Raw genomic sequence first — 21,654 nt, forward strand, 5'->3', positions numbered from 1 at the left:
CCGCCACCGGAGACCACCATGCGCCCTGCCCCCGCTGCATCGTCAGCCTCGATCGACCTTGCCCGCCTCATCGACCAGGGCAAGGTCGGCGGCTTCCAGATCCTGCTGCTCGCCATCTGCGGGCTGTGCCTCATCATCGACGGCTTTGACGTGCAGGCCATGGGCTACGTGGCGCCGGCCATCATCAAGGACTGGAACATCACCAAGGCGAGCCTGGGGCCCGTGTTCGGCGCGGGCCTCTTCGGCATGCTGGTCGGCTCGCTGGTGTTCGGCGTGCTGGGCGACCGCTTCGGCCGGCGTCCGGTGCTGATCGTTGCGACGTTCTTCTTTGCCGCCTGCATGCTGGCCACCACGCAGGTGGAAACGGTGCGGGCGCTGCTGGTGCTGCGCTTCATCACCGGCCTGGGCCTGGGCTGCATCATGCCGAATGCGATGGCGCTGGCCGGCGAGTTCAGCCCCGCGCGCACGCGCGTGACGTGGATGATGCTGGTGTCTTGCGGCTTTACCGTGGGCGCGGCGCTGGGCGGCTTCGTGAGCGCGGCGCTGCTGTCGCGCTTCGGGTGGCAGGCGGTGTTCCTGGTGGGCGGCCTGGTGCCGCTCGTCATTGCCGTGATGATGGTGCTGTGGCTGCCCGAATCCCTGCAATACCTGGCGCTCAAGGGCGATCCGCAAACGCGCCATCGACGGCTGGCACGCTGGCTGGGCAAGCTTGATCCGACGCTGCATGTCGATGCGCAAACACAATTCGTGGTGCCGGAAGCACCGGCGCGCGGCATGCCGGTCTCCGCGCTGTTCACGGAAGGCCGCGCCAAGGTCACGCTCGTGCTGTGGGTCATCAACTTCATGAACCTGATCGACCTGTACTTCCTGTCGAACTGGCTGCCCACGCTGATCCGGGATGCCGGCTATCCGACCGACACCTCCGTGCTGGTGGCGACCGCGCTGCAGGTGGGCGGCGTGATCGGCACGTTGACGCTGGGCCGGCTGATCGACCGCCTGGGCTTCGTGCGCGTGCTGGCCGTGTGCTTCCTCGTCGCCTGCGCCACCGTGGCGCTGATCGGCCACGTGGCGGCGGCGCTGCCGATGCTGGTGGCGGTGGTGTTCATTGCCGGCTTCTGCATCGTCGGCGGGCAGCCTGCCGTGAATGCGCTGGCCGCCACGTATTACCCGACCACACTGCGCGCCACCGGCATCGGCTGGAGTCTGGGCGTCGGGCGCATCGGCTCGGTCATCGGCCCGGTCATCGGCGGACAACTGATTGCCATGCAGTGGAGCGGGCCGGCGCTGTTCCAGGCGGCAGCGGTGCCGGCGCTGGTGTCCTTCGGCATGGTGCTGGCGTTGACGCTGGCCGCCAGTGGCACCGACGCCGCCCGCTTTGCCTCAGGTCGCACAACCGGCAAACCCGCCTGATGGCCCGGTAACGACTACGCTTTCCTGAAGACGCTCCTGACTTTTTCTCCAAGGACTTCACCATGAATATGCTCGCCCCGACGGTCAAGAACGCATTCACCCCCGCGTCGCTGGACCGGCCCGCCTACCAGAGCGGCTTCGGCAACGAGTTCGCCACCGAAGCCCTGCCCGGCGCGCTGCCGCACGGCCAGAACTCCCCCCAGAAGGCGCCGTATGGGCTGTATGCGGAGCAGATTTCCGGCACGGCGTTCACCGCGCCGCGCGCGCACAACCGCCGCTCGTGGCTGTACCGCATCCGGCCGGCCGCCGTGCACCTGCCGTTCGAAGCCGTTGCGCAAGCGCGCCTGCACAGCAACTTCAACGAGGTGCCGCCCTCGCCGAACCAGTTGCGCTGGGATCCGCTGCCCGCACCGGCGCCCGGCACGGACTTCATCGACGGCATCGTCACCTTCGCCGGCAATGGCGGGCCGGACGCACAGACCGGCTGCGGCATCCACCTGTACGCCGCCAACGCCGACATGACCGACCGCTTCTTCTACAACGCCGACGGCGAACTGCTGATCGTGCCGCAGCAAGGCCGCCTGCGCCTGCTGACGGAGATGGGCGTGGTCGATGTCGAACCGCTGGAGATTGTGGTCGTCCCACGCGGCGTGCGCTTCCGCGTCGAACTGCCGGATGGCGACGCGCGCGGCTACATCTGCGAGAACTTCGGCGCGCTCTTCCGCTTGCCCGACCTCGGCGTCATCGGCTCGAACGGCCTGGCCAACCCGCGCGACTTCCTCACCCCGCACGCGTGGTACGAAGACCGCGAGGGCGACTTCGAACTCGTCGCAAAATTCCAGGGCAGCCTGTGGACCGCGAAGATCGGCCACTCGCCGCTGGACGTGGTGGCCTGGCACGGCAACCTCGCGCCGTACAAGTACGACCTGCGCCTGTTCAACACCATCGGCTCGATCAGCTACGACCATCCGGACCCGTCGATCTTCCTGGTGCTGCAAAGCCCCTCCGCCACACCAGGCGTGGACACGATCGACTTCGTGATCTTCCCGCCGCGCTGGCTGGCCGCCGAAAACACGTTCCGCCCGCCCTGGTTCCACCGCAACGTCGCCAGCGAATTCATGGGCCTGATTCAGGGCGTGTACGACGCCAAGGCCGAAGGCTTCGTGCCCGGCGGCGCCAGCCTGCACAACTGCATGAGCGGCCACGGCCCCGACGCCGACACGTTCGAAAAAGCCAGCAACGGCGACACCACCAAGCCGCACAAGGTCGACGCAACGATGGCCTTCATGTTCGAAACGCCAGCCGTGATCCGCCCCACGCGCTTCGCAGCGGAATCCGCGCAACTGCAAGCCAAGTACTTCGAATGCTGGCAAGGCCTGAAAAAGCATTTCGACCCGACCAAGCCCTAAGAACTTCGCCTTGGCGCCAACGCGAGCATCCAGAAGGTGTGGCCGTACCTTGCCCTAGATGGCGCCTTGAATTTTCGTAAGCGGGCGGAAAAAAGAAGGACCGCTGTCTGAGCGCAGCGAGTTTCGGTCCTTCTCCGCCCGGTTACGGAAATTCAAGGAGTCTTTCGCCATCTCGGGCGCGCCTTTCTTTGCTTACTTTCTTTGGCAAGACAAAGAAAGTGAGTCGCCCCCGGCAGGGGGTGAAACAAGGGATGCACCAGCAACGTCAAGCAATAACCGACTCAACAAACAAATCACCGCCCCATCATGACCACCCGCCAACTAAGCTGGCTAGAATCCGCCAACACCCCCGACACCCATTTCCCCCTGGAAAACCTGCCCTTCGGCATCTTCTCCACGAAGGACAACCCATCCCCGCGCGCAGGCGTGGCCCTGGGCGACCACGTGATCGACCTCGGCGTGCTGGATGATGCCGGCCTGCTCCCCGCAGCAACACGCGGCACGTTCCGCACCGGCAAACTCAACACCTTCATCGCCCTCGGCAAGCCCGTCTGGGCAGAAACGCGCAAGAAACTGCAAGCGCTGTTCAGCGTGGCCGACACGCACGTGCGCGACAACGCCACACTGCACGCTCGCGCGCTGGTGCCGCAAGCGCATGCCGTGATGCATCTGCCGATCGACATCCCCGGCTACACGGATTTCTATTCATCGAAAGAACACGCCACCAACGTCGGCCGCATGTTCCGAGATCCCGAGAACGCGCTGCTGCCCAACTGGCTGGAAATCCCGATCGGCTACAACGGCCGCGCCAGCTCCGTGGTGGTGAGCGGCACACCGCTGCACCGCCCGATGGGCCAGATCAAGCTGCCCGACCAGCCGCGCCCGATCTTCACGGCCTGCCGCAAGCTGGACTACGAGCTAGAGATGGCGTTTGTGGTCGGCAAGCCCAGCGTGCTCGGTGAGCCGGTTTCCGTGGACGCCGCACCGGACTACATGTTCGGCGTCGTGCTGCTCAACGACTGGAGCGCGCGCGACATCCAGCAATGGGAATACGTGCCACTCGGCCCGTTCAACTCGAAGGGGTTCGGCACATCGATCTCGCCGTGGATCGTGACGATGGAAGCGCTGGAGCCGTTCCGCGTGGCCAATCCGGCGCAATCGCCCGAGCCGCTGGAGTACCTGCGGCAAAGCCGGCCGAACGCCTACGACATTGCGCTGGAAACCGCGCTGCGTCCGCACGGCGGCGAGCGCACCACCATCGCGCGGACGAACTTCCGCGCGATGTACTGGACGATGGCGCAGCAGCTTGCGCACCACACGGTGTCGGGCTGCAACGTGCGCGTGGGCGACCTGATGGGCTCCGGCACCATCAGCGGCACCACCCCGGATTCGTCCGGCAGCCTGCTGGAGCTGACGTTCAACGGCAAGCAGCCGCTGGAACTCGGCAATGGCCTCAAACGCGCGTTCCTGGAAGACGGCGACGAAGTAATCATGACCGGCTGGTGCCAGGGCGATGGCTACCGCGTGGGCTTCGGTGAGGTGCGCGGCGAAATCCTGCCGGCGCGCGGCGCGAAGTAAGGCTGGGTTGTGCAACGGATTCACGGTCCGTTGCGCTCTGCCTGCTTGGTTTTGGCTGCGGCGCAGGCCAGCATCGCGTCACCCATCACGTGCTGGCCGCTGGCCTTGAGTGCCTCGCCGGCGCCCGCCATGTCGCGCGTCTCCTTGTTCTGGCTCAGCTTGAGCTTGCCGTCGAGGCGCGTGATCTCGATCTCGATGCCGACGATCATCTTGAGCAGGGCATCGGTGTAGTCGGCGGGGGCGTCCGACATCTTCCACGGCGTCGGCTGCGATGCCTCGTGCGTGCGCGTCAGGCGCGCCACCACACCGCGCACGAAGCGCTCGTCGTCACGCACGGTGATGCGGCCATGGGCGTGCACCACGCGGTAGTTCCACGTCGGCACCTGCCTGTGCGCCTCGTGCTTGCTCGGGTACCACGTCGGCGAGATATACGCATCGCCCGCACGGAAGATGACGAGCACTTCATCGCCGCCGGCCACGTCCTGCCACACCGGGTTGGCGCGCGCCACGTGCGCATGCAGCGTGCCGAGCGGCCCGTCCTCGGGCAGCAGCAGAAACGGGAGGTGGTTCGCATCGAGCCCGTTCCTGCCGTGCGTGACAAGCGAGCCGAACGGGTTCTGCGCGATCAGCGCATGCAGCGCTTCGGTGCGTGATTCTTCGAAGTGGGCGGGGACGTACATGGCGGCTCCGAAAAGTCCGGCGCAGCGGACGAACCCCCCATTGTGCGCGCATGCGTGGCCCCAAAACAGAGCCAACTTTGTGCGAATGTTTAGGGCCAGCCTAATCGCGCAGCAGGTGCTTGGCGATGATGAGCTGCTGGATCTGCGTCGTGCCTTCGTACAGGCGCAGCAGGCGCACGTCGCGGTAGAAGCGCTCGGCCTTGTATTCGGCAATGTAGCCGGCGCCGCCGTGGATCTGCACCGCGCGGTCTGCCACGCGGCCCACCATCTCGGTGCAGAACATCTTCGTGCAGGAGGCCAGCATGCTCACCTCGTGGTCTTGCTTGCCGACGGGCTTGGCGTCATAGCGGCGGGCGCAGTCGCGCACCATCGACATGCCGGCATACAGCTCGGCCTGGCTGTCGGCCAGCATGGCCTGGATCAGCTGGAAATCGGCGATCGGCTGGCCGAACTGCCTGCGCTCCTTGGCATACGCCACCGCATCGGTAATGAGCCGATGCGCCATGCCGCATGCGAGCGAGGAGATATGCAGGCGCCCGCGATCGAGCACCTTCATCGCCGTCTTGAAGCCCTGCCCTGCCACGCCGCCGATGATGTTCGCCGTCGGCACGCGCACGTTGTCGAGCACCACGTCGCACGTCTTGGTGCCGCGCTGACCCATCTTCTTGTCCGGCTTGCCGAGCGTGATGCCCGGCGTGTCGGCCGGCACGATGAAGGCGGAGATGCCGCCGGCACCCTCGCCGCCAGTGCGCGCCATCAGCGTAAAGGCGCCTGCGCGCGGCGCGTTGGTGATGAAGCGTTTGGTGCCGTTGATGACATAGTGGTCGCCCTCGAGCACGGCGCGCGTCTGCAGCGATGCGGCGTCCGAGCCTGCATTCGGCTCCGTCAGCGCAAACGAGATGATGAGCTCGCCACTGGCGATGCGCGGCAGGTAGCTGGCCCTCTGCGCCTCGGTGCCGTCCATCAGGATGCCCTGCGAGCCGATGCCCACGTTGGTGCCGAACACTGACCGGAACGCCAGCGCCGTATGCCCGAGGTCGTATCCGACCTCGCATTCCTGCGCCATCGACAGGCCGATGCCGCCGTATTGCTCGGGAATGGACAGGCCGAACAGGCCCATTTCCTTCATGTCGGCAACGATGTCAGCGGGCACGTCGTCCTCTTCCTCGAGGATGTTCTCCGCCGGCACCAGCCGTTCTGCGATGAAGCGCTGCACCGATTGCTGCAGCAGGCCGAAGGATTCGTCGTCGAGCGCCATGTGGCTTGGCTCCATAGGGGTGTTGCGGGTGATGTTACCGGGCTGCGATGCTTTGACAATCCTGGCTTGCATCAACAGAATGTCGAATCGCCTTCACCAATTGCGGCCCCCACATGGACCTCAACGCGCTCAAGCTGTTCGTGGAAATCGTCGACGCGGGCAACCTGTCGGCGGCGGCGCGGCGGCTGCAGACCACGCGCTCGAACGTCAGCCACCGGCTCAAGGCGTTCGAGCGCGCACTCGGGGTGCAATTGCTGCGCCGGACGACGCGCCGCGTGGAGCCCACGGAGGTCGGCGCCGGCATCTATGAGCATGGACGCAGCATCCTGCGTGAAATGGCGGCGGCCGACGCGCTGGTCTCGTCACTCGGCAAATCGCTGCAGGGCAGCGTGCGGCTGTCGGTTCCGACGGGGTTGGGGCACCTGCTGGTGTCGCCGCTGCTGGTGGCATTCAAGCGCGCCTATCCGGACATCCGCCTCGACGTGCGGTTCGACAACCGTGTATCCGACCTGATCGGCGAAGACGTCGATGTGGCGCTGCGCATCGTGTCGAACCCGCCGGAGTCGCTCGTCGCCACCCTGCTCGACGAGGTCGACTGGGTGCTGTGCGCGGCGCCCGATTACCTGGCCGCGCGCGGGGTGCCGGAAACGCTCGATGCGCTGGCCGGCCACACCATCGTCAGCGCGCCGGCCGTGGGGCAGCCGCTGCGGCTGTCGGCGCAAGCGGGGGAGGAACGCACCCTCGTCACGCTGGACCCGGGCGTCTCGTCAGACAACTACCTGTTCCTGCAAGCGGCCGTGCGCGCCGGCAACGGGCTGGGCATCCTGCCTTACTACGCCGCGGCCGACGATTTGCGCGACGGGCACGTCAAGCGCGTCTTGCCCGGCTATCGGTTCAGCGTCTTCGGCAGCCGCCTGTACATGCTGGCGATGCCGAGCCGGTATCGGACGCTGGCGACGCGGCATTTGCTGGATTTCCTCAAGGAGGGGCTGCAGGGCAAGCTGCCGCGGCTGCCCCAGAAGGCGCGTGCCTGATCAGGCCTCCAGCGGCATCAGCCCCGGCAACTGCGCAAAGCAGATCGCCTTGGCCGTCTCGATGAAGTCCTGCGCAAACGGCGCCTGCGCGTAGTCGCGCGTCATGGCGGCGTAGAGATCGCTCCACAGGCCTTCCTTGCCGACACGCTTGGCGATCACGTATTCGTAATCGACGTAGTTCTTGATGCCCCAGCTCGGCAGCGCGGCCAGCCCGCGGCGGCTCGCGACGAGCTGCAGCACGGCAATCGTGAGTTCCGCCGTGCGGCGGTTGAACGCAATGCCGGCAGGCGTCAGGACCTGCCGGATCAGATCGATACGCTCTTCCGGCACGGGATACGTGATGAGCGTCTGGTCGGCAAAGTCCTTCGCCTCCATCCATTTCCTGTTGCGCAGCGGGTGGTCGACCGGCAGCACGGCCAGGATCTCGAAGCGGAACAGCGGCGCGAACACCACGCCCCGGCGCATCTTGGCATCGGAGCCGATGACCACGTCGGCGCGGCCGTCCTTGAGCAGCGCCAGCGGATCGGTATGGAAGCCGGAGACGAGATCCATCTCCACCTCGGGCCAGCGCTGGCGGAAGGCGTCCATCACAGGCATCAGCCAGTCGAAGCACGTGTGGCATTCCAGCGCGATACGCAGCGTGCCGGCCGCCCGGCCCTTGATGCGCTCGAGGTCGCGCTCGGCGGTCTGGATGTCGGCGACGACCTTTTGCGCGAGTTCGAGCAGGCGCTCGCCGGCTTCGGTCAGCTCGACCGTCTGGCCCTTGCGGCGCACGACCGGCAGCCCGTAGTGCGATTCCAGCGCGCGCAACTGGTGCGACAGCGCCGATTGCGTCAGATGCAGCCGCTCGGCTGCGCGCGACACAGAGCCGCCATCGGCCAGGGCGATCAGCGTGCGGAGGTGACGGATTTCGAGCATGTTCCGAGGCGCCTCAAAATATGAATCCTATTCAAAGATACCGAAAATAATATCATTTGATTCATGATCGAGGGTCGCCCATCATCGCAGGACTGCAACACATTGCCTCTCTGTGCGATCAACATGACGACCATCCACACCCTCGGCTACCCGCGCATCGGCGCGCAACGCGAACTGAAATTCGCGCTCGAATCGTTCTGGAAAGGCGCTTCGTCCGAAGACGACCTGCGCGCCACCGGCCGTGCGCTGCGTGAGCGCCACTGGGCTGCCCAGCGCGACGCCGGCCTCGACTACGTGACCGTGGGCGATTTCGCCTGGTACGACCAGGTGCTGCAGACGGCGGCCCTGCTGGGCGCCCTTCCCACGCGCTATGGCTTTGACGCGGCACAGCTGACGCTGGCGCAATCGTTCGTGCTTGCACGCGGCAATGCCGACCACGCGGCCATGGAAATGACCAAGTGGTTCGATACCAACTACCACTACCTCGTGCCGGAACTCACGCCCGACCTGCTTGATCGGCAATGGGGCTCCGGCACCGAATGGCTGTTCGACGAAGTGCGTGAGGCGCAGGCCGCCGGCCATCGCGTGAAGGTCGCGCTGATCGGCCCGGTGACGTTCCTGCATCTGGCCAAGGCGCGCAATGGCCTGACCGACAAGCTCGCGCTGCTGCCGCAACTGCTGCAGGCCTACACGGCCGCGCTCAAGCGCCTGGCCGCACTGAACGTGGAGTGGGTGCAGATCGACGAACCCGCGCTCGTGCTGGACCTGCCGAATGCCTGGGTGGAAGCATTTGGCCCGGCATACAAGGCGCTGGCCGCCGCCCATGGCCCCAAGCTGCTGCTCGCCACGTACTTCGAAGCCGCTTCGCATCATGCTGCGCTCATCAAGTCGCTGCCCGTGGCCGGCGTGCACCTGGACCTCGTGCGTGCACCGGAACAGTTGGGCAGCTTCGCGCCGTGGCCCGCCGACAAGATCCTGTCGGTGGGCGTGGTGGACGGCCGCAACATCTGGCGTACCGACCTCGCACGCGTGCTCGAGCGCCTGACGCCGCTGGCCGAAGCGTTTGGCGATCGCCTGTGGATTGCCCCGAGCTGCTCGCTGCTGCACGTGCCGGTCGACCTGTCGGCCGAAACCAAGCTCGACGACGAGCTCAAGGGCTGGCTCGCCTTTGCGCGCCAGAAGCTGGATGAACTGGCGGTGCTCAAGCGCGCCCTGGTTGAAGGGCCCGCGGCCGTGCAGACGGCGCTCGACGAGAACCGCGCCGCCATCGCCTCGCGTGCCCAATCGCGCCGCGTGCACAACGCCGGCGTCAAGAAGCGCGTGGCCGCCATCCGCCCCGAAGATGCCGAGCGCGGCGCACCCTACCCGGCTCGCGCTCAAGCCCAGCAGGCCCGCCTGAAGCTGCCGCTGCTGCCCACCACCACGATCGGCTCGTTCCCGCAGACGCCGGAGATCCGCCACGCACGCGCGCAACACAAGCGCGGCGAACTGCCCGCCCTGGACTACCTCGAACGCATGCGCGCCGAGATTGCCGACGTCGTGCGCCGCCAGGAAGCGCTGGGGCTCGACATGCTCGTGCACGGCGAAGCCGAGCGCAACGACATGGTCGAGTACTTCGGCGAGCTCCTCTGGGGCTACGCCTTCACAGCCAACGGCTGGGTGCAGAGCTACGGCTCGCGCTGCGTGAAGCCACCCGTCATCTATGGCGACGTCTATCGCCCCGAGCCGATGACGGTCGAATGGAGCAAGTATGCGCAAAGCCTCACGGCCAAACCGATGAAGGGCATGCTGACCGGCCCGGTGACGATGCTGCAATGGTCGTTCGTGCGCGACGACCAGCCGCGCGAGCAGACCGCGCTGCAGATCGCGCTGGCCCTGCGCGACGAGGTGTGCGACCTTGAAGCCGCCGGCATTGCCGCCATCCAGATCGACGAGCCGGCCTTCCGCGAAGGGCTGCCGCTGCGCGCATCGGATGTGCCGGGCTACCTGGAATGGGCGGCGCGCGCGTTCCGCGTCTCAGCCTCGGGCGTGCGCAACGACACGCAGATCCACACGCACATGTGCTACTCGGAGTTCAACGACATCCTGCCGGCCATCGCGTCGATGGATGCCGACGTGATCACCATCGAAACGTCGCGCTCGAACATGGAGCTGCTCGACGCGTTTGGCGAGTTTGCGTACCCGAACGAGATCGGCCCCGGCGTGTACGACATTCACTCGCCCCGCGTGCCGCGTGTGGAAGAAATGGAAGCGTTGCTCGACAAAGCCGCCCAGGTTGTGCCGGTGCAACGCCTGTGGGTCAACCCCGACTGCGGCCTGAAGACGCGCGGCTGGCCGGAAGTGGAAGCGGCACTGCAAGGCATGGTGGAAGCCACGCGCCGCTTGCGCGCCAAGCATGCCAATGTGCTGCATGCCGGCAGCAGGGCCGACCAAGGCGAAACCGCTACGGCCTGAACGTCAGCAAGGCTCAAAAAAAAAAAAGCGCCAACCGGCTTGCGCCGGTTGGCGTTTTGCCTTGTGCACTCACTCACATGGGAGGCTCTGCTCGGCCATGCCGGCCCGCGCCACCCGCAAAGCGCGCGGCGCCCGCAACGCCTTCGGCAAACACGACCGGTACGCCGCGCACGCCCTCCTGCCGCAATGCGTCGGCCAGCGGCAGATCCCATTGCGCATATACCGATGCCCGGTCGGCCAACATGCACTGCTGCGGAAAGGCGGCGATGTCCCGCGCGAGCTGTTGGGCGGCAGCGAGCGCGCCCCCGGGCTCGACCACTCGATTGGCGAGACCCATGGCCAGCGCTTCATCGGCAGACACGGCGCGGCCGGTCAGGATCATGTCCAACGCTCGGCCCATGCCGATGATGCGCGGCAAGCGCACCGTACCGCCGTCGATAAGGGGCACACCCCAGCGGCGGCAGAACACGCCGAATACGGCGTCGCGCTCCATGACGCGCAGGTCGGCCAACAGCGCAAGTTCCAGCCCGCCCGCCACGGCATAGCCGCTTACCGCAGCGATGAGCGGCTTGGACAGCGCCATGCGCGAAGGGCCCATCGGGCCGGGCATGCCGCCGTCAGGATCGAGATGATTGCGTCTGGAAGGGTCGCCGACGGCCGTCAGGTCGGCGCCGGCACAGAAGTGGCCGCCAGTGCCGCCAAGCACGGCAACACGCAGCGCGTCATCGGCTTCGAAACGCTCGAACGCATTGAGCAGCGCGGCAGCAGTCGGCCCGTCCACCGCGTTGCGGCATTCGGGCCGGTTGAGCAGGATGGTGCAGACCGGGCCATCGGTCTGGAAGAGCACAGCATCGGGCATGGGCGGTCTCCGCAGCGCGGTACGTTGGCAGACCGCCCGATGCTACACCTAGCGCGGGCCATGCTCGGACGCGCCCTCCGCCCGGTTCCCGTGATGGCGCACGCCGCGGAACTTGTGCAAGGCCCACTCTTTAAAGTCGTCCACCTTCTCGAACACCACCGGCACCACGAGCAGGCTCAGCAGCGTGGAAGTCAGCAGACCGCCGATCACCGCCACGGCCATCGGTGAGCGGAAGCCGGCATCGCCCTCCAGGCCGAGCGCCATCGGCACCATGCCCGCCGTCATGGCCACCGTGGTCATGACGATGGGGCGGGCGCGCTTGTGGCAGGCGTCGATGATCGCCTCGGTGCGCGACATGCCGAGATCGCGCCGCGCAACGATGGCGTATTCGACCAGCAGGATCGAGTTCTTGGTGACGATGCCCATCAGCATCAGCAAGCCGATCAACGCCGGCAACGACAAGCTGAAACCGAACAGCGCCAAGAGCCCGAACGCTCCGCCCACCGACAGCGGCAGCGCCGCCAGGATCGTCACCGGCTGCGTGAAGTCGTGGAACAGCAGCACCAGCACCGCATACACGCACAGCACGCCGGCAAACATGGCGAGGAAGAAGCTGCCGAACAGCTCCTGCATGCCCTCGACATCGCCGGCGGCAATGCGGTGCACGCCTGCGGGCAGGTTCTTGATGGAGGGCAGCGCCTCCACGGCCTCGTTGGTGTCGCCGAGCGCGCGCCCCTCCAGCCCCACGTTGATGGTGACATTGCGGCTGCGGTCGTAGCGGTCGATCTGCGCGGGGCCGCTGGCGATGGAAATGTCGGCGATGTTCTCCAGCGGCACCGCGCCGTTGCGCCCCGGCACGCGCAACTGCCGGATCGTATCGATCTGGTTGCGCGCCTTCGGGTCGAGCTCCACGCGGATGTACACCTGCCGCTCTGGCAGGTTCAGCTTGGGCAGGTTGACGTCGTAGTCGCCGGCGGTGGCCACGCGCACGGCCTGGCCAATCGCCGCGGCGGTCACGCCTTGCTGTGCCGCGCGCGCAAAGTCGGGGCGGATGACGATTTCGGGCCGCAGCAGGCTCGCGGATGAGGTGACGGCACCCAGCCCCGGCACGGTGCGCAAGTCGCGCATGACATCGCGCGCGGCCCGCTGCAGCGTGACCGGGTCGTCGCCGGCCAGCACGACCTGCAGCTGTTCGCCGGAACCGACCGCGCCGAATGAGATACGCATGCCGGGTACGCCCTCGAGCATCTCGCGCAGCTGGCGCTGCACGCCCTGCTGCCTGATGTGGCGCTCGTGCCGGTCCGTCAGCGAGATCGTCAGCGTGCCGGTGCGGACTTCGCCGCCGCTCGAGCCCGGCACACCGGCCATCACGCCGGAGCCGATGGCGGTGTACACGCGTCGCACTTCCTTGTGCTGCATGATGATCCTGCGTACGCGTTCGGTGTTGTCGCGCGTTTGTGCGATGGTGCTGCCGGGCGGGCTTTCCACCGTCATCTGCAGCTGCGCCCAGTCTTCGGGCGGCAGGAACGTCGCTGGAATCAGCCCGATGATGGCGACCGACACAACGAAGAACGCCGCCGCCATGCCGCCCGTCTTCCACGGGTGGACGAGGCACCAGCGCGCCGCGCGCAGATAGCGCGTCATGATCCAGCCATCGCGGTTCGGCTCGGCCTGCGGCTTGAGCAGGTAGGCGGCCATCATCGGGGTGAGCAGCCGCGCCACCAGCAGCGAGGCCAGCACCGCCAGCGACGCCGTCCATCCGAACTGCTTGAAGAATTTGCCCGAGATGCCGCCCATGAAGGCCGTCGGCAGGAACACCGCCACCAGCGTGAGCGAGGTCGCAATCACCGCCAGGCCGATTTCCTGCGCCGCCTCCATGGCCGCTTCGAGGGGCTTCTTGCCGTTGCGCAGGTGGCGCACGATGTTTTCGACCTCCACGATGGCATCGTCGACCAGAATGCCGACGACCAGCGTCAGCGCGAGCAGCGTGATGCCGTTGAGCGTGAAGCCCAGCATGTCCATGGCGGCGAACGTCGGGATGATCGACAGCGGCAGCGCCACCGCCGACACGAACGTCGCGCGCCAGTCGCGCAGGAACAGCCACACCACCAGCACGGCCAGGATGGCGCCTTCGTACAGCGCGTGCATCGATGCGGTGTACGCATCGGACACCGGCTTGACCATGTTGTAGACCTCAGTCACCTGCACGTTGGGGCGTTCGGCCTGCAGCCTGGCCAGTGCGTCGCGTACGCCCTTGGCGACCGAGATCTCGCTCGCGCCGCGCGAGCGGAACACCTGGAAGCTCACCACCGGCTTGCCGTCGAGCAGGGCCATCTGGCGCGGCTCGGCGGCGGTGTCGCGCACGTCGGCCACATCCGAGAGGCGAATGCGCCGGCCGTCGGACAGCGGGATGTCCATCTGCGCGAGCTCGCGGGCGCTCTTCACAGTGCCCAGCGTGCGCACGGCCTGCTCCTGCCCGCCGATGTTGCCGCGCCCACCCGGCGCCTCCTGCTGCATGCCGCGCACCTGCGTGCTGACCTCGGCGGCCGTCACGTTCAGGGCCTGCAGGCGCACGGGGTCGAGCTGTACGCGCACTTCGCGGTCCACGCCGCCCTGGCGCGTGACCTTCGCCACGCCATGCACCGACAGCAGGCGCTTGTTGACCGTGTTGTCGACGAACCAGGAGAGGTCTTCCGGGTCCATGTCCGGCGCATTCACGGCGTAGGTCAGCACGGGCAGGCTGGCAAACGTCACCCGCGAGATGACGGGTTCCTGCACGTCGGACGGCAACTGCGCGCGGATGCGGCTCACCGCATCGCGCACGTCGTTCACGGCCTCCTGCACATCCTTTTCGAGCTGGAACTCGACCATCGTGGTCGAGCTGCCATCGTTGATGGTCGAAGTGATGTGCTTGATGGCGCCGATGCTGGCGATGCTGTCCTCGATCTTGCGCGTGACCTCGGTCTCCATCTGCGTGGGCGTGGCGCCCGGCAGCGTGGCCGTGACCGACACGGCTGGGAAGTCGATGTCCGGAAAATTCTGGATCGACAGCATCTTGAACGACACCAGCCCCGCCACCGTGATCAGGATGAACAGCAGGATCGACGGAATCGGCTTGCGGATCGCCCACGCGGAAAAGTTCATCGCCGGGCTCCTGCGGGCGCCGATGCCGCGGACGCCGCAGCACTGGCGTCCGCCACACGCACCGTGTCGCCATCGCTCAGGAAGGCGGCGCCTGCGGCCACCACGCCATCGTTCGGCCCAATGCCCTGCACGATCTCGACCTGCCCGTCCTGGCGGCGGCCCACCGTCACCTTGGTCTGGCGGACGCGGTTTTGTGCAACAAGCGCCATCACGTAGTCGTAGCCGTCGCGCGAGAACACGGCCGACTCCGGCAGCGTCGCAGCCGGCGCGTCGCCCAGCAGCACGTCGCCCGACAGGTACATGCCAGCCTTGACGCCAGACGCCGCGGCCTGCGCGGGCAGGTCGACGTAGACGAGGCCATTGCGCGTGCTGGCATCCACCGTGGGCGCAACCTGGCGCACACGCCCCTCGACCACACCGCCGTCCATGCGGCGCAGCCGCACGGCCTGGCCGGGCTGGATGCGCGGCAGCACCTCGCCATGCATCTCGGCGCGCCATTCGAGGCGGTTCTTGCGGATCAGCTTGAACAGTTCCGTACCCGACGACACCACCGCGCCCACGGTGGCAGAGCGCGCGCTGATCACGCCATCGTCGGGCGCCACCACGCGCGTGTAACGCAGGCGCAGTTGCTGGCTGTCGAACTGCGCGCGTGCGGCAGCCAGCTTGGCGGCCGCCGTCTTGGCCTGCGTGTCGTACTGGATCAGATCCTGCTGGCTGATGGCGCCGCTCTTGTCGAGCTCATGCGCACGGCGCGCCTCACCGGCCGCCTGTGCGGCCGACGCTTCGGCCTCGACGAGCGTGGCGCGTTGCGCGGCCACATCGGCGCGCACGGTCTCATCCGACAGGCGAGCGAGCAACTGGCCCTGCTTGACCACATCCCCGACGTTGACGAGCACTTCGGCCAGCTTCAGCCCGTTGACCTCGGCGCCGACACTGGCCTCCTGCCACGGTTGGACCGCCCCGCTGGCCGTGGCGATACGTGGCCACACGCGCTGCACCAGATGCACCACGTTGACGGCCAGCGCGGGCTTGGCGGCCTGCTGCTTGTTCTGGTGCTGCGCCGCGGGCTTTCCGCATGCCGCCAGCATGCTGGCCAGCACCATGGCGAGGCCGGCCATCCAAACACGTTGTCCTGTCATGAAGCGTTTCCGGTGGGCGCGCCGCCCTGTGCGGCAGACGCGGGAGCATGAGTGGAATCAGGTAGCGCGCCGGCGACGTCGTCTTCGCGCCAGCCGCCGCCCACGGCCTTGTAGAGCGCGACCCACGCCTGCGCGCGCTCAAGCCTGACGGCCGCCAGCGATTGCGAAGCCTGCAACGCCATGCGGCGCACATCCTCCAGCTGCAGCAGGCTGCCCGCGCCCAGCCGATAGCGGGCATTGGCGGCCTCGAGCACCTTCGCGTATTGCGCATCGGCCTTCGTGGCGGCATCGAGGCGGCGCTCGGCGGCATCCAGGCGCACCAGCGCGTCTTCCACTTCCTGCACCGCCTGGCGGACCTTGGCGCGGTAGCTTGCCAGCGCCTGGTCGTAGCGGGCACGGGCGGTTTCGACGCGCGCGGCGCCGGCACCGCCATCAAAGATGGGCAGCGACACCGACGGCCCGAACGACCACGATTTCGTCGTCACCGACTGGCCGCTGAAGCGAAAGGAATTGATGCCGATGGAACCGGCCAGCGTGATCGACGGCAACCGGCTGGCGACCGCCACGCCAATGTCTGCGCTGGCACCGGTCAGCGCGCGCTCGGCGGACGACACATCGGGCCGTTGCGACAGCACCCGCGCCGGAACCTCCGGCACGCCGGCATCGGGCGGGGCGGGAATCTGCGCACCGGCCTGGGCGAGCAGGCCGTTCAACGTGTCGTGGTCGACGCCAGTCAGGGTGACGAGCTTGTCGATACCCTGGGCGCATTGCGCGCGCTGCGCTTCCAGGGCGTTGATGGCATCGCCCACGGTGGCTTGCGCCTGTGCGTGATCGGCGGGGGTGACGAAGCCCGCGTGAAATTTCCGCTCGGTGAGTTGCAGCGTCTCCTGCCGTGAAGCGAGCGTCGCAGCGCCGATCTCGACGAGCGCCTCGCACTCGCGCTGCTGAAGGTAGGTGTTGGCGACTTCTGCGGCAAGCGATACGCGCGCGTCGTGCCAATCTGCCTCGGCCGCGCTCAAGCGAGCGTCTGCGCCTTCCAGGCTGCGCTGCTTGCCGCCAAAGAGGTCGATCTCCCAGGAGGCGTCGGACTGGGCGGCCAGCGTCGTGATGGTGCCCAGGCCGGGCGTCGGCCCGAGCGTGCCGGCGGGCACCCCGCCAAAGCCGGACGCCCCGCCAAACTGGCTGCTGCCAAACCCGCCCTGACGCGTTGCCGAGCCGGTGCCTTTGAGCTGCGGCAACAGTGCCGCCTGGCTGCTTGAAACGCTTGCCCGCGCCTCGCGCACGCGACCGACCGCCTGGGCCAGCGTCGGGCTCGTCGCGTCGGCCTGCTCGACGAGCCGGGTCAGCACCGGATCGCGAAACTGCTCCCACCAGCGCGCCAGCGCCATACGGCTGCCGTGGTGCGGCAGCGTGGCGTGCCAGCCTTGCGGAGCTTCGGTGCCGCCGAGTTGCGGCGCACGGTAATCGGGCCCGACCGCGCAGGCGGCCAGCGCGAGCGCCGCCAGCAGCGCGGCATATCGCGCCCGCCCGCCGTGCGCTGGGCGGCCGGCGCATCGACCTGTCGTCATGGAGAAAGTGTCCTTCGGGAACGCAGCCGGAATTATGCCCAGTCAAGCGTTCGCAAGACACCTGCGCCGCGACGGCGGCCGTTCAACCGCAGGTAAGGGTCAGGCGATGCTCAGAAAGACGCACATGCCCGTCAGATGTAGCCGAGCAGCACCAGGATGATCACGATGACGACGATCAGACCGAGCCCGCCCGTGGGCCCGTAGCCCCAGCCGCGGCTGTACGGCCAGGACGGCAGCGCGCCGATCAGCAGCAGGATCAGAACAATGATGAGGATGGTACCCAGCATGATGCCTCCTGATTTCGTGTTGGTATGCCGTCACCCGGGGGCGAGCGACGGTCTTGTTCGTCACCTAGCACGCCTCGTTCCCATTGCCGGCTGCCTGGCCTGGCGCAGAAAATTGCTGGCGGTTAATTGCATGCACCATGCATCGCGCGGCTTATGATCCGGCCGTTCTGATCAAGGGGTTGCGTATGTCTTCCATTTCGATGGAGTCGCCGGCTTCGCTCGGCTGGATCGGGGCCGGCCGCCTCGCTCGCGCCGTTGCCGCCCGGGCGCGCGACGCTGGGGCGCAGACCGTTGCGGTGGCCAGCCGTACTCCTGCCCATGCGGCATGGCTGGCACAAGCCACCGGCGCCGACGCGCTCGACGCCCAAGGGGTGGCCGATGCGGCGGACTGGGTCTTCATCACCGTGCCGGATGACGCGATCGCCACCGTGGCGCAACGCGTCCGCTGGCGCCCCGGGCAGCTCGTCATCCACTGCAGTGGCGCTGGGGAGCGCGAGCTGCTTGCCGCCGCGCGACGTGCCGGGGCCGACACCGCCAGCTTTCATCCGCTGTTTCTCTTTGCCGGCCTGCCGGATGATGCCGAGCGGCTGGGGGGCGCCTCCGTCGCCATCGACGCCGACGCTCCACACGACGCCGCGCTCGCCGGCTTTGCGCAGCGCCTCGGCTGCACGCCGCTGAAGGTGCGCGCCGGCCAGCGTGCGCTGTACCACGCCGGGGCCAACTACGCCGCCAGCTTTCTGCTGTGCGCGCTGCACGAAGCGGCGACGTTGTGGGAAGCGGCGGGCATCGATCGCAACGCCGCAGTGGCCGCCATGTGGCCTCTGGTGGACGGCACATTGGCCGCGGCCCGCGCACGCGGCTTGGCGGGCGCGCTGTCAGGCCCCGTCTCTCGAGGCGACGGCGGCGTCATCGACAAACACCTGCACGCGCTCGATACGCTGGGCGCGGATCACGCTGCGCTGTATACGGCGCTCACCCGGCGCGCGCTCGCGTTGGCGGCAGAACGCGGTGCACCGCCTGCCGACGTGCTGGCGAGTCTCGCGCGGCGCCTCGATCCGCCGCAATAACTGCATCGGCGTCATAGGGATTGGGCCGCAGGCATGCACCAATCCAGGGCCTTGCTTACAATCGGCACCCTGCCTCGACGCCCCGCTCTACCATGTCCTCCACACCGTCCTCGTCTGCCACCCCGCACGCTGAACGCCGCTCGACCGGCGCGCTGATCCTCCTGGTGATCGGCCTGGTGCTGGTGGGCGTGAACCTGCGGCCGGCGCTGTCGAGCCTGTCGCCGGTGCTCAAGCAGGTGACGGCCGGCACGGGGCTGTCGGGCGCCACGGCGGGTCTGCTGACGACGCTGCCGGTGCTGTGCCTGGGACTCTTCGCGCCGGCCGCAGCGGTGCTCGCGCGGCGCTTCGGTGCGGAACGTGCCGTTGGCGGCCTGCTCGTCGCACTGGCAGCGGGCATTGCGTTGCGCAGCGCGGGGGGTGTCGCGCCGCTCTTCGTCGGCACGCTGGCGGCAGGCGCGTGCATCGGCGTGACCGGCATTCTGCTGCCGGGCATCGTCAAACGCGATTTCGGCCGCCAGGCCGACCTGATGACCGGCGTCTATACGATGGCGCTGTGCTTCGGTGCGGCCGTTGCCGCCGGCGCGACGGCGCCGCTGTCGGCATGGCTTGGCGGCTGGCAGCCGGCGCTCGCGTTCTGGGCGCTGCCCGCGTTGCTGGCTTTCATCGGCTGGTGGCCGCACATGCGGCATGCGCATGGCAAGCACGCCGCCACGCGCCTCGAACGCGTCTCGCTGTGGAACAAGCCGATTGCCTGGCAGGTGACGCTGCACATGGGTCTGCAATCGTCGCTCGCGTACTGCGTGTTCGGATGGCTGCCCGTGATCCTGCAGGACCGGGGGCTGTCTGCGGTGCAATCAGGCGTTGTGGTGGCGGTGTCGATCCTGATGCAGCTCATCACCGCGCTGGGCGGCCCGTTCGTAGCGCGGCTCGGCCGCGACCAGCGCCCGGCCGTGCTGCTGATGATGCTGATGTGCTGGGCGGGCCTGCTCGGCTGCCTCTATGCGCCGCTGTCCACGCTGTGGTGGTGGGCGGTGCTGCTGGGCCTCGGTCAGGGCGGCAACTTCAGCGTGGCGCTTTCATTGATCGTGCTGCGCTCGGCCGATGCGCGCGTGGCAGCCAGCCTGTCGGCCATGACGCAGGGCATCGGCTATACGATGGCGGCAGCCGGCCCGTACCTCATGGGTGTGCTGCACGACCTGACCGGCAACTGGGCCGTGATGGGCTGGCTGTTCAGCGCGATTGCGCTGGCGTCCATCGTGGCGGGCATGCTGGCCGGACGCAACCGCACGCTGCACGCCGAGCGGTCCAGCTAGCGCTTGCCGGCGCGGAAACAGCCGGCTTCGTGGTCGTCCACCATGCCCGTGGCCTGCATGAAGGCATAGCAGATGGTAGGGCCGACAAACTTGAAGCCGCGCGCCACCAGCGCCTTGCTCATCGCCTTGGAGACATCGGTGGCGGCGGGGGCGTCGCGGTAGCTGTCCCAGCGGTTGACGATGGTCTTGCCATCGACGAATGCCCACAGGAACGCATCGAGCGAACCCGCTTCTTCCTGCAGCTCCAGCACCTTGCGCGCGTTGACGACGGCGCCTTCCACCTTGGCCCGGTTGCGGACGATGCCCGGGTCTGCCAGCAGCTTCTCGATGCGCGCGGGCGTGAAACGCGCGACGCGCGCCGGGTCAAACCCCTCGAACACTTCCTGGTAGCGCGCCCGCTTGCGCAGAATGGTCTGCCACGACAACCCGGCCTGGGCGCCTTCGAGCACGAGCATCTCGTAGAGGTGACGATCATCGTGCGAAGGTGAGCCCCATTCAGTGTCGTGGTACTCGATCATCAGCGGGTCTTCGCCAACCCAGCAGCAACGCGCCATCTCTTGTCTCCTAGATCCAGCCGGACCTGCGCAGCTTGCGATACAGCCACACGCAGGCGGCGGCCGTACATGCCAGCACGATCGGGTAGCCGGCGGGGTGCTCCAGCTCCGGCATGCCCTTGAAGTTCATGCCGTAGTTGCTGAACACCACGGTCGGGATGGCAAGGATAGCGCCCCACCCCGCCAGCCGCTTGACGATGTCGTTCTGCGTGACCGACACCAGCGCGACGTTCACGGAGATGGCCGTGGTCAGCATTTCGCGGATCACGTCGAGCGCGCCCACCACGCGGTGTGCATGGTCGGCAATGTCACGGAAGTAGGCGCGCAATTCCTTCGGGACCACCTCTTCGTGCAGGCGGATGAGTTGCCCGGCGATGTCTTCCACCGGCAGCGCGGCGTTGCGCAACCGCAGGAGCTGGCGCTTGAGCGTATAAAGCCGCTCGATGGCCCCGCGGTCGAACGTATCGCCAAAGATCTGGCTTTCGATCTGCTCGAACTCGTCCTGCATGCGATGCAGCACGGGCTGATAGTTGTCGACCACGAAGTCCATCACTGCATACAGCGCAAACGGCGCGCCCTTGGCGAGCAGTTGCGGCGTGCGTTCGCAGCGCTCGCGCACCGGTGAATACGACGCCGACGGTCCATGCCGCACCGAGACAAGAAAATCGCGCCCGACAAACAGGTGCGTCTCGCCAAAGACGACGTTGCCGTCGTCCATCTGCGCGGTGTTGAGCACGATGAACAGCGTGTCGCCGTACGTTTCGAGCTTGGGGCGCTGGTGCGCGTTGCGGGCGTCCTCAATGGCGAGGTCGTGCAGGCCGAACTCTTCCTGCACGCGCTTGAGCATCGCGTCGTCCGGCTCGTGCAGGCCGAGCCAGACAAACGAGCCCGGCGTGTGCAGGACGTCGCTGATGGCTTCGACGGAAAGATCGCGCTCGCGCTTGCCGTTGCGGTACAGCGCGCTGTTGATCACCATGGACAT

17 protein-coding genes are annotated in these 21,654 nt (G+C 67.4%); 7 read left to right on the top strand and 10 right to left on the bottom strand.

Annotation, left to right across the window (positions count from 1 at the left end):
- Nucleotides 1-18 precede the first annotated feature (18 nt).
- From TK49_RS17250 to fahA, 3 genes are all read left to right on the top strand, one after another.
- The gene (locus TK49_RS17250; RefSeq protein ID WP_045218426.1) at nucleotides 19-1,410 is read left to right on the top strand and encodes an MFS transporter; all 1,392 of its coding nucleotides are present in this window, start codon (nucleotides 19-21) and stop codon (nucleotides 1,408-1,410) included.
- 62 nt (nucleotides 1,411-1,472) lie between these two features.
- On the top strand, nucleotides 1,473-2,819 hold the full coding sequence (gene hmgA, locus TK49_RS17255; RefSeq protein ID WP_045218429.1) for a homogentisate 1,2-dioxygenase: 1,347 nt from the start codon (nucleotides 1,473-1,475) through the stop codon (nucleotides 2,817-2,819).
- 306 nt (nucleotides 2,820-3,125) lie between these two features.
- Nucleotides 3,126-4,397 carry a fumarylacetoacetase gene (gene fahA / locus TK49_RS17260; protein ID WP_045218432.1) on the top strand — a complete coding sequence of 424 codons (1,272 nt, stop codon included), beginning with the start codon at nucleotides 3,126-3,128 and terminating at the stop codon, nucleotides 4,395-4,397.
- 20 nt (nucleotides 4,398-4,417) lie between these two features.
- Here fahA and TK49_RS17265 read toward each other — a convergent pair whose 3' ends face one another.
- Nucleotides 4,418-5,077, bottom strand: a complete 660-nt coding sequence (locus TK49_RS17265) for an FMN-binding negative transcriptional regulator (RefSeq protein WP_045218434.1) — start codon at nucleotides 5,075-5,077, stop codon at nucleotides 4,418-4,420.
- 100 nt (nucleotides 5,078-5,177) lie between these two features.
- The gene (locus TK49_RS17270) at nucleotides 5,178-6,335 is read right to left on the bottom strand and encodes an acyl-CoA dehydrogenase family protein (protein WP_045218436.1); all 1,158 of its coding nucleotides are present in this window, start codon (nucleotides 6,333-6,335) and stop codon (nucleotides 5,178-5,180) included.
- A gap of 113 nt (nucleotides 6,336-6,448) precedes the next feature.
- On the opposite strand from TK49_RS17270, the gene TK49_RS17275 reads away from it, so the two are divergent.
- On the top strand, nucleotides 6,449-7,369 hold the full coding sequence (locus TK49_RS17275) for a LysR family transcriptional regulator (RefSeq protein WP_045218438.1): 921 nt from the start codon (nucleotides 6,449-6,451) through the stop codon (nucleotides 7,367-7,369).
- On the opposite strand, the gene TK49_RS17280 is transcribed toward TK49_RS17275, so the two are convergent.
- The gene (locus tag TK49_RS17280; protein ID WP_045218440.1) at nucleotides 7,370-8,287 is read right to left on the bottom strand and encodes a LysR family transcriptional regulator; all 918 of its coding nucleotides are present in this window, start codon (nucleotides 8,285-8,287) and stop codon (nucleotides 7,370-7,372) included.
- A 123-nt stretch (nucleotides 8,288-8,410) separates the two neighbouring features.
- Between TK49_RS17280 and metE the strand changes: the two genes are divergently transcribed.
- The gene (gene metE / locus TK49_RS17285) at nucleotides 8,411-10,741 is read left to right on the top strand and encodes a 5-methyltetrahydropteroyltriglutamate--homocysteine S-methyltransferase (RefSeq protein ID WP_045218441.1); all 2,331 of its coding nucleotides are present in this window, start codon (nucleotides 8,411-8,413) and stop codon (nucleotides 10,739-10,741) included.
- A 73-nt stretch (nucleotides 10,742-10,814) separates the two neighbouring features.
- Here metE and TK49_RS17290 read toward each other — a convergent pair whose 3' ends face one another.
- The 5 genes from TK49_RS17290 to TK49_RS24270 form a co-directional block, all read right to left on the bottom strand.
- On the bottom strand, nucleotides 10,815-11,600 hold the full coding sequence (locus TK49_RS17290) for a crotonase/enoyl-CoA hydratase family protein (RefSeq protein ID WP_045218443.1): 786 nt from the start codon (nucleotides 11,598-11,600) through the stop codon (nucleotides 10,815-10,817).
- 48 nt (nucleotides 11,601-11,648) lie between these two features.
- Nucleotides 11,649-14,744: an efflux RND transporter permease subunit gene (locus TK49_RS17295; RefSeq protein WP_045218445.1), complete on the bottom strand. Its 3,096-nt coding sequence runs from the start codon at nucleotides 14,742-14,744 to the stop codon at nucleotides 11,649-11,651.
- On the bottom strand, nucleotides 14,741-15,883 hold the full coding sequence (locus tag TK49_RS17300) for an efflux RND transporter periplasmic adaptor subunit (RefSeq protein WP_045218447.1): 1,143 nt from the start codon (nucleotides 15,881-15,883) through the stop codon (nucleotides 14,741-14,743). The genes TK49_RS17295 and TK49_RS17300 overlap by 4 nt, the downstream gene beginning before the upstream one ends.
- Nucleotides 15,880-17,451: an efflux transporter outer membrane subunit gene (locus TK49_RS17305; protein ID WP_045218450.1), complete on the bottom strand. Its 1,572-nt coding sequence runs from the start codon at nucleotides 17,449-17,451 to the stop codon at nucleotides 15,880-15,882. Before TK49_RS17305 ends, TK49_RS17300 begins: the two co-directional genes overlap by 4 nt.
- Nucleotides 17,452-17,582: 131 nt before the next feature.
- Nucleotides 17,583-17,738 carry a DUF3309 family protein gene (locus TK49_RS24270; RefSeq protein ID WP_045218452.1) on the bottom strand — a complete coding sequence of 52 codons (156 nt, stop codon included), beginning with the start codon at nucleotides 17,736-17,738 and terminating at the stop codon, nucleotides 17,583-17,585.
- A gap of 185 nt (nucleotides 17,739-17,923) precedes the next feature.
- Here TK49_RS24270 and TK49_RS17315 point away from each other — a divergent pair, with 185 nt between their 5' ends.
- The gene (locus TK49_RS17315; RefSeq protein ID WP_045220263.1) at nucleotides 17,924-18,805 is read left to right on the top strand and encodes a Rossmann-like and DUF2520 domain-containing protein; all 882 of its coding nucleotides are present in this window, start codon (nucleotides 17,924-17,926) and stop codon (nucleotides 18,803-18,805) included.
- A gap of 92 nt (nucleotides 18,806-18,897) precedes the next feature.
- The gene (locus tag TK49_RS17320; RefSeq protein WP_045218454.1) at nucleotides 18,898-20,118 is read left to right on the top strand and encodes a CynX/NimT family MFS transporter; all 1,221 of its coding nucleotides are present in this window, start codon (nucleotides 18,898-18,900) and stop codon (nucleotides 20,116-20,118) included.
- Here the strand turns inward: TK49_RS17320 and TK49_RS17325 are convergent.
- The gene (locus TK49_RS17325; protein ID WP_045218456.1) at nucleotides 20,115-20,672 is read right to left on the bottom strand and encodes a DNA-3-methyladenine glycosylase I; all 558 of its coding nucleotides are present in this window, start codon (nucleotides 20,670-20,672) and stop codon (nucleotides 20,115-20,117) included. The genes TK49_RS17320 and TK49_RS17325 overlap by 4 nt on opposite strands.
- A 10-nt stretch (nucleotides 20,673-20,682) precedes the next feature.
- Nucleotides 20,683-21,654: a magnesium and cobalt transport protein CorA gene (locus TK49_RS17330; protein WP_045218460.1), complete on the bottom strand. Its 972-nt coding sequence runs from the start codon at nucleotides 21,652-21,654 to the stop codon at nucleotides 20,683-20,685.

Origin of the sequence: Ralstonia mannitolilytica, assembly GCF_000954135.1 — a bacterium.
Lineage (GTDB): Bacteria > Pseudomonadota > Gammaproteobacteria > Burkholderiales > Burkholderiaceae > Ralstonia > Ralstonia mannitolilytica.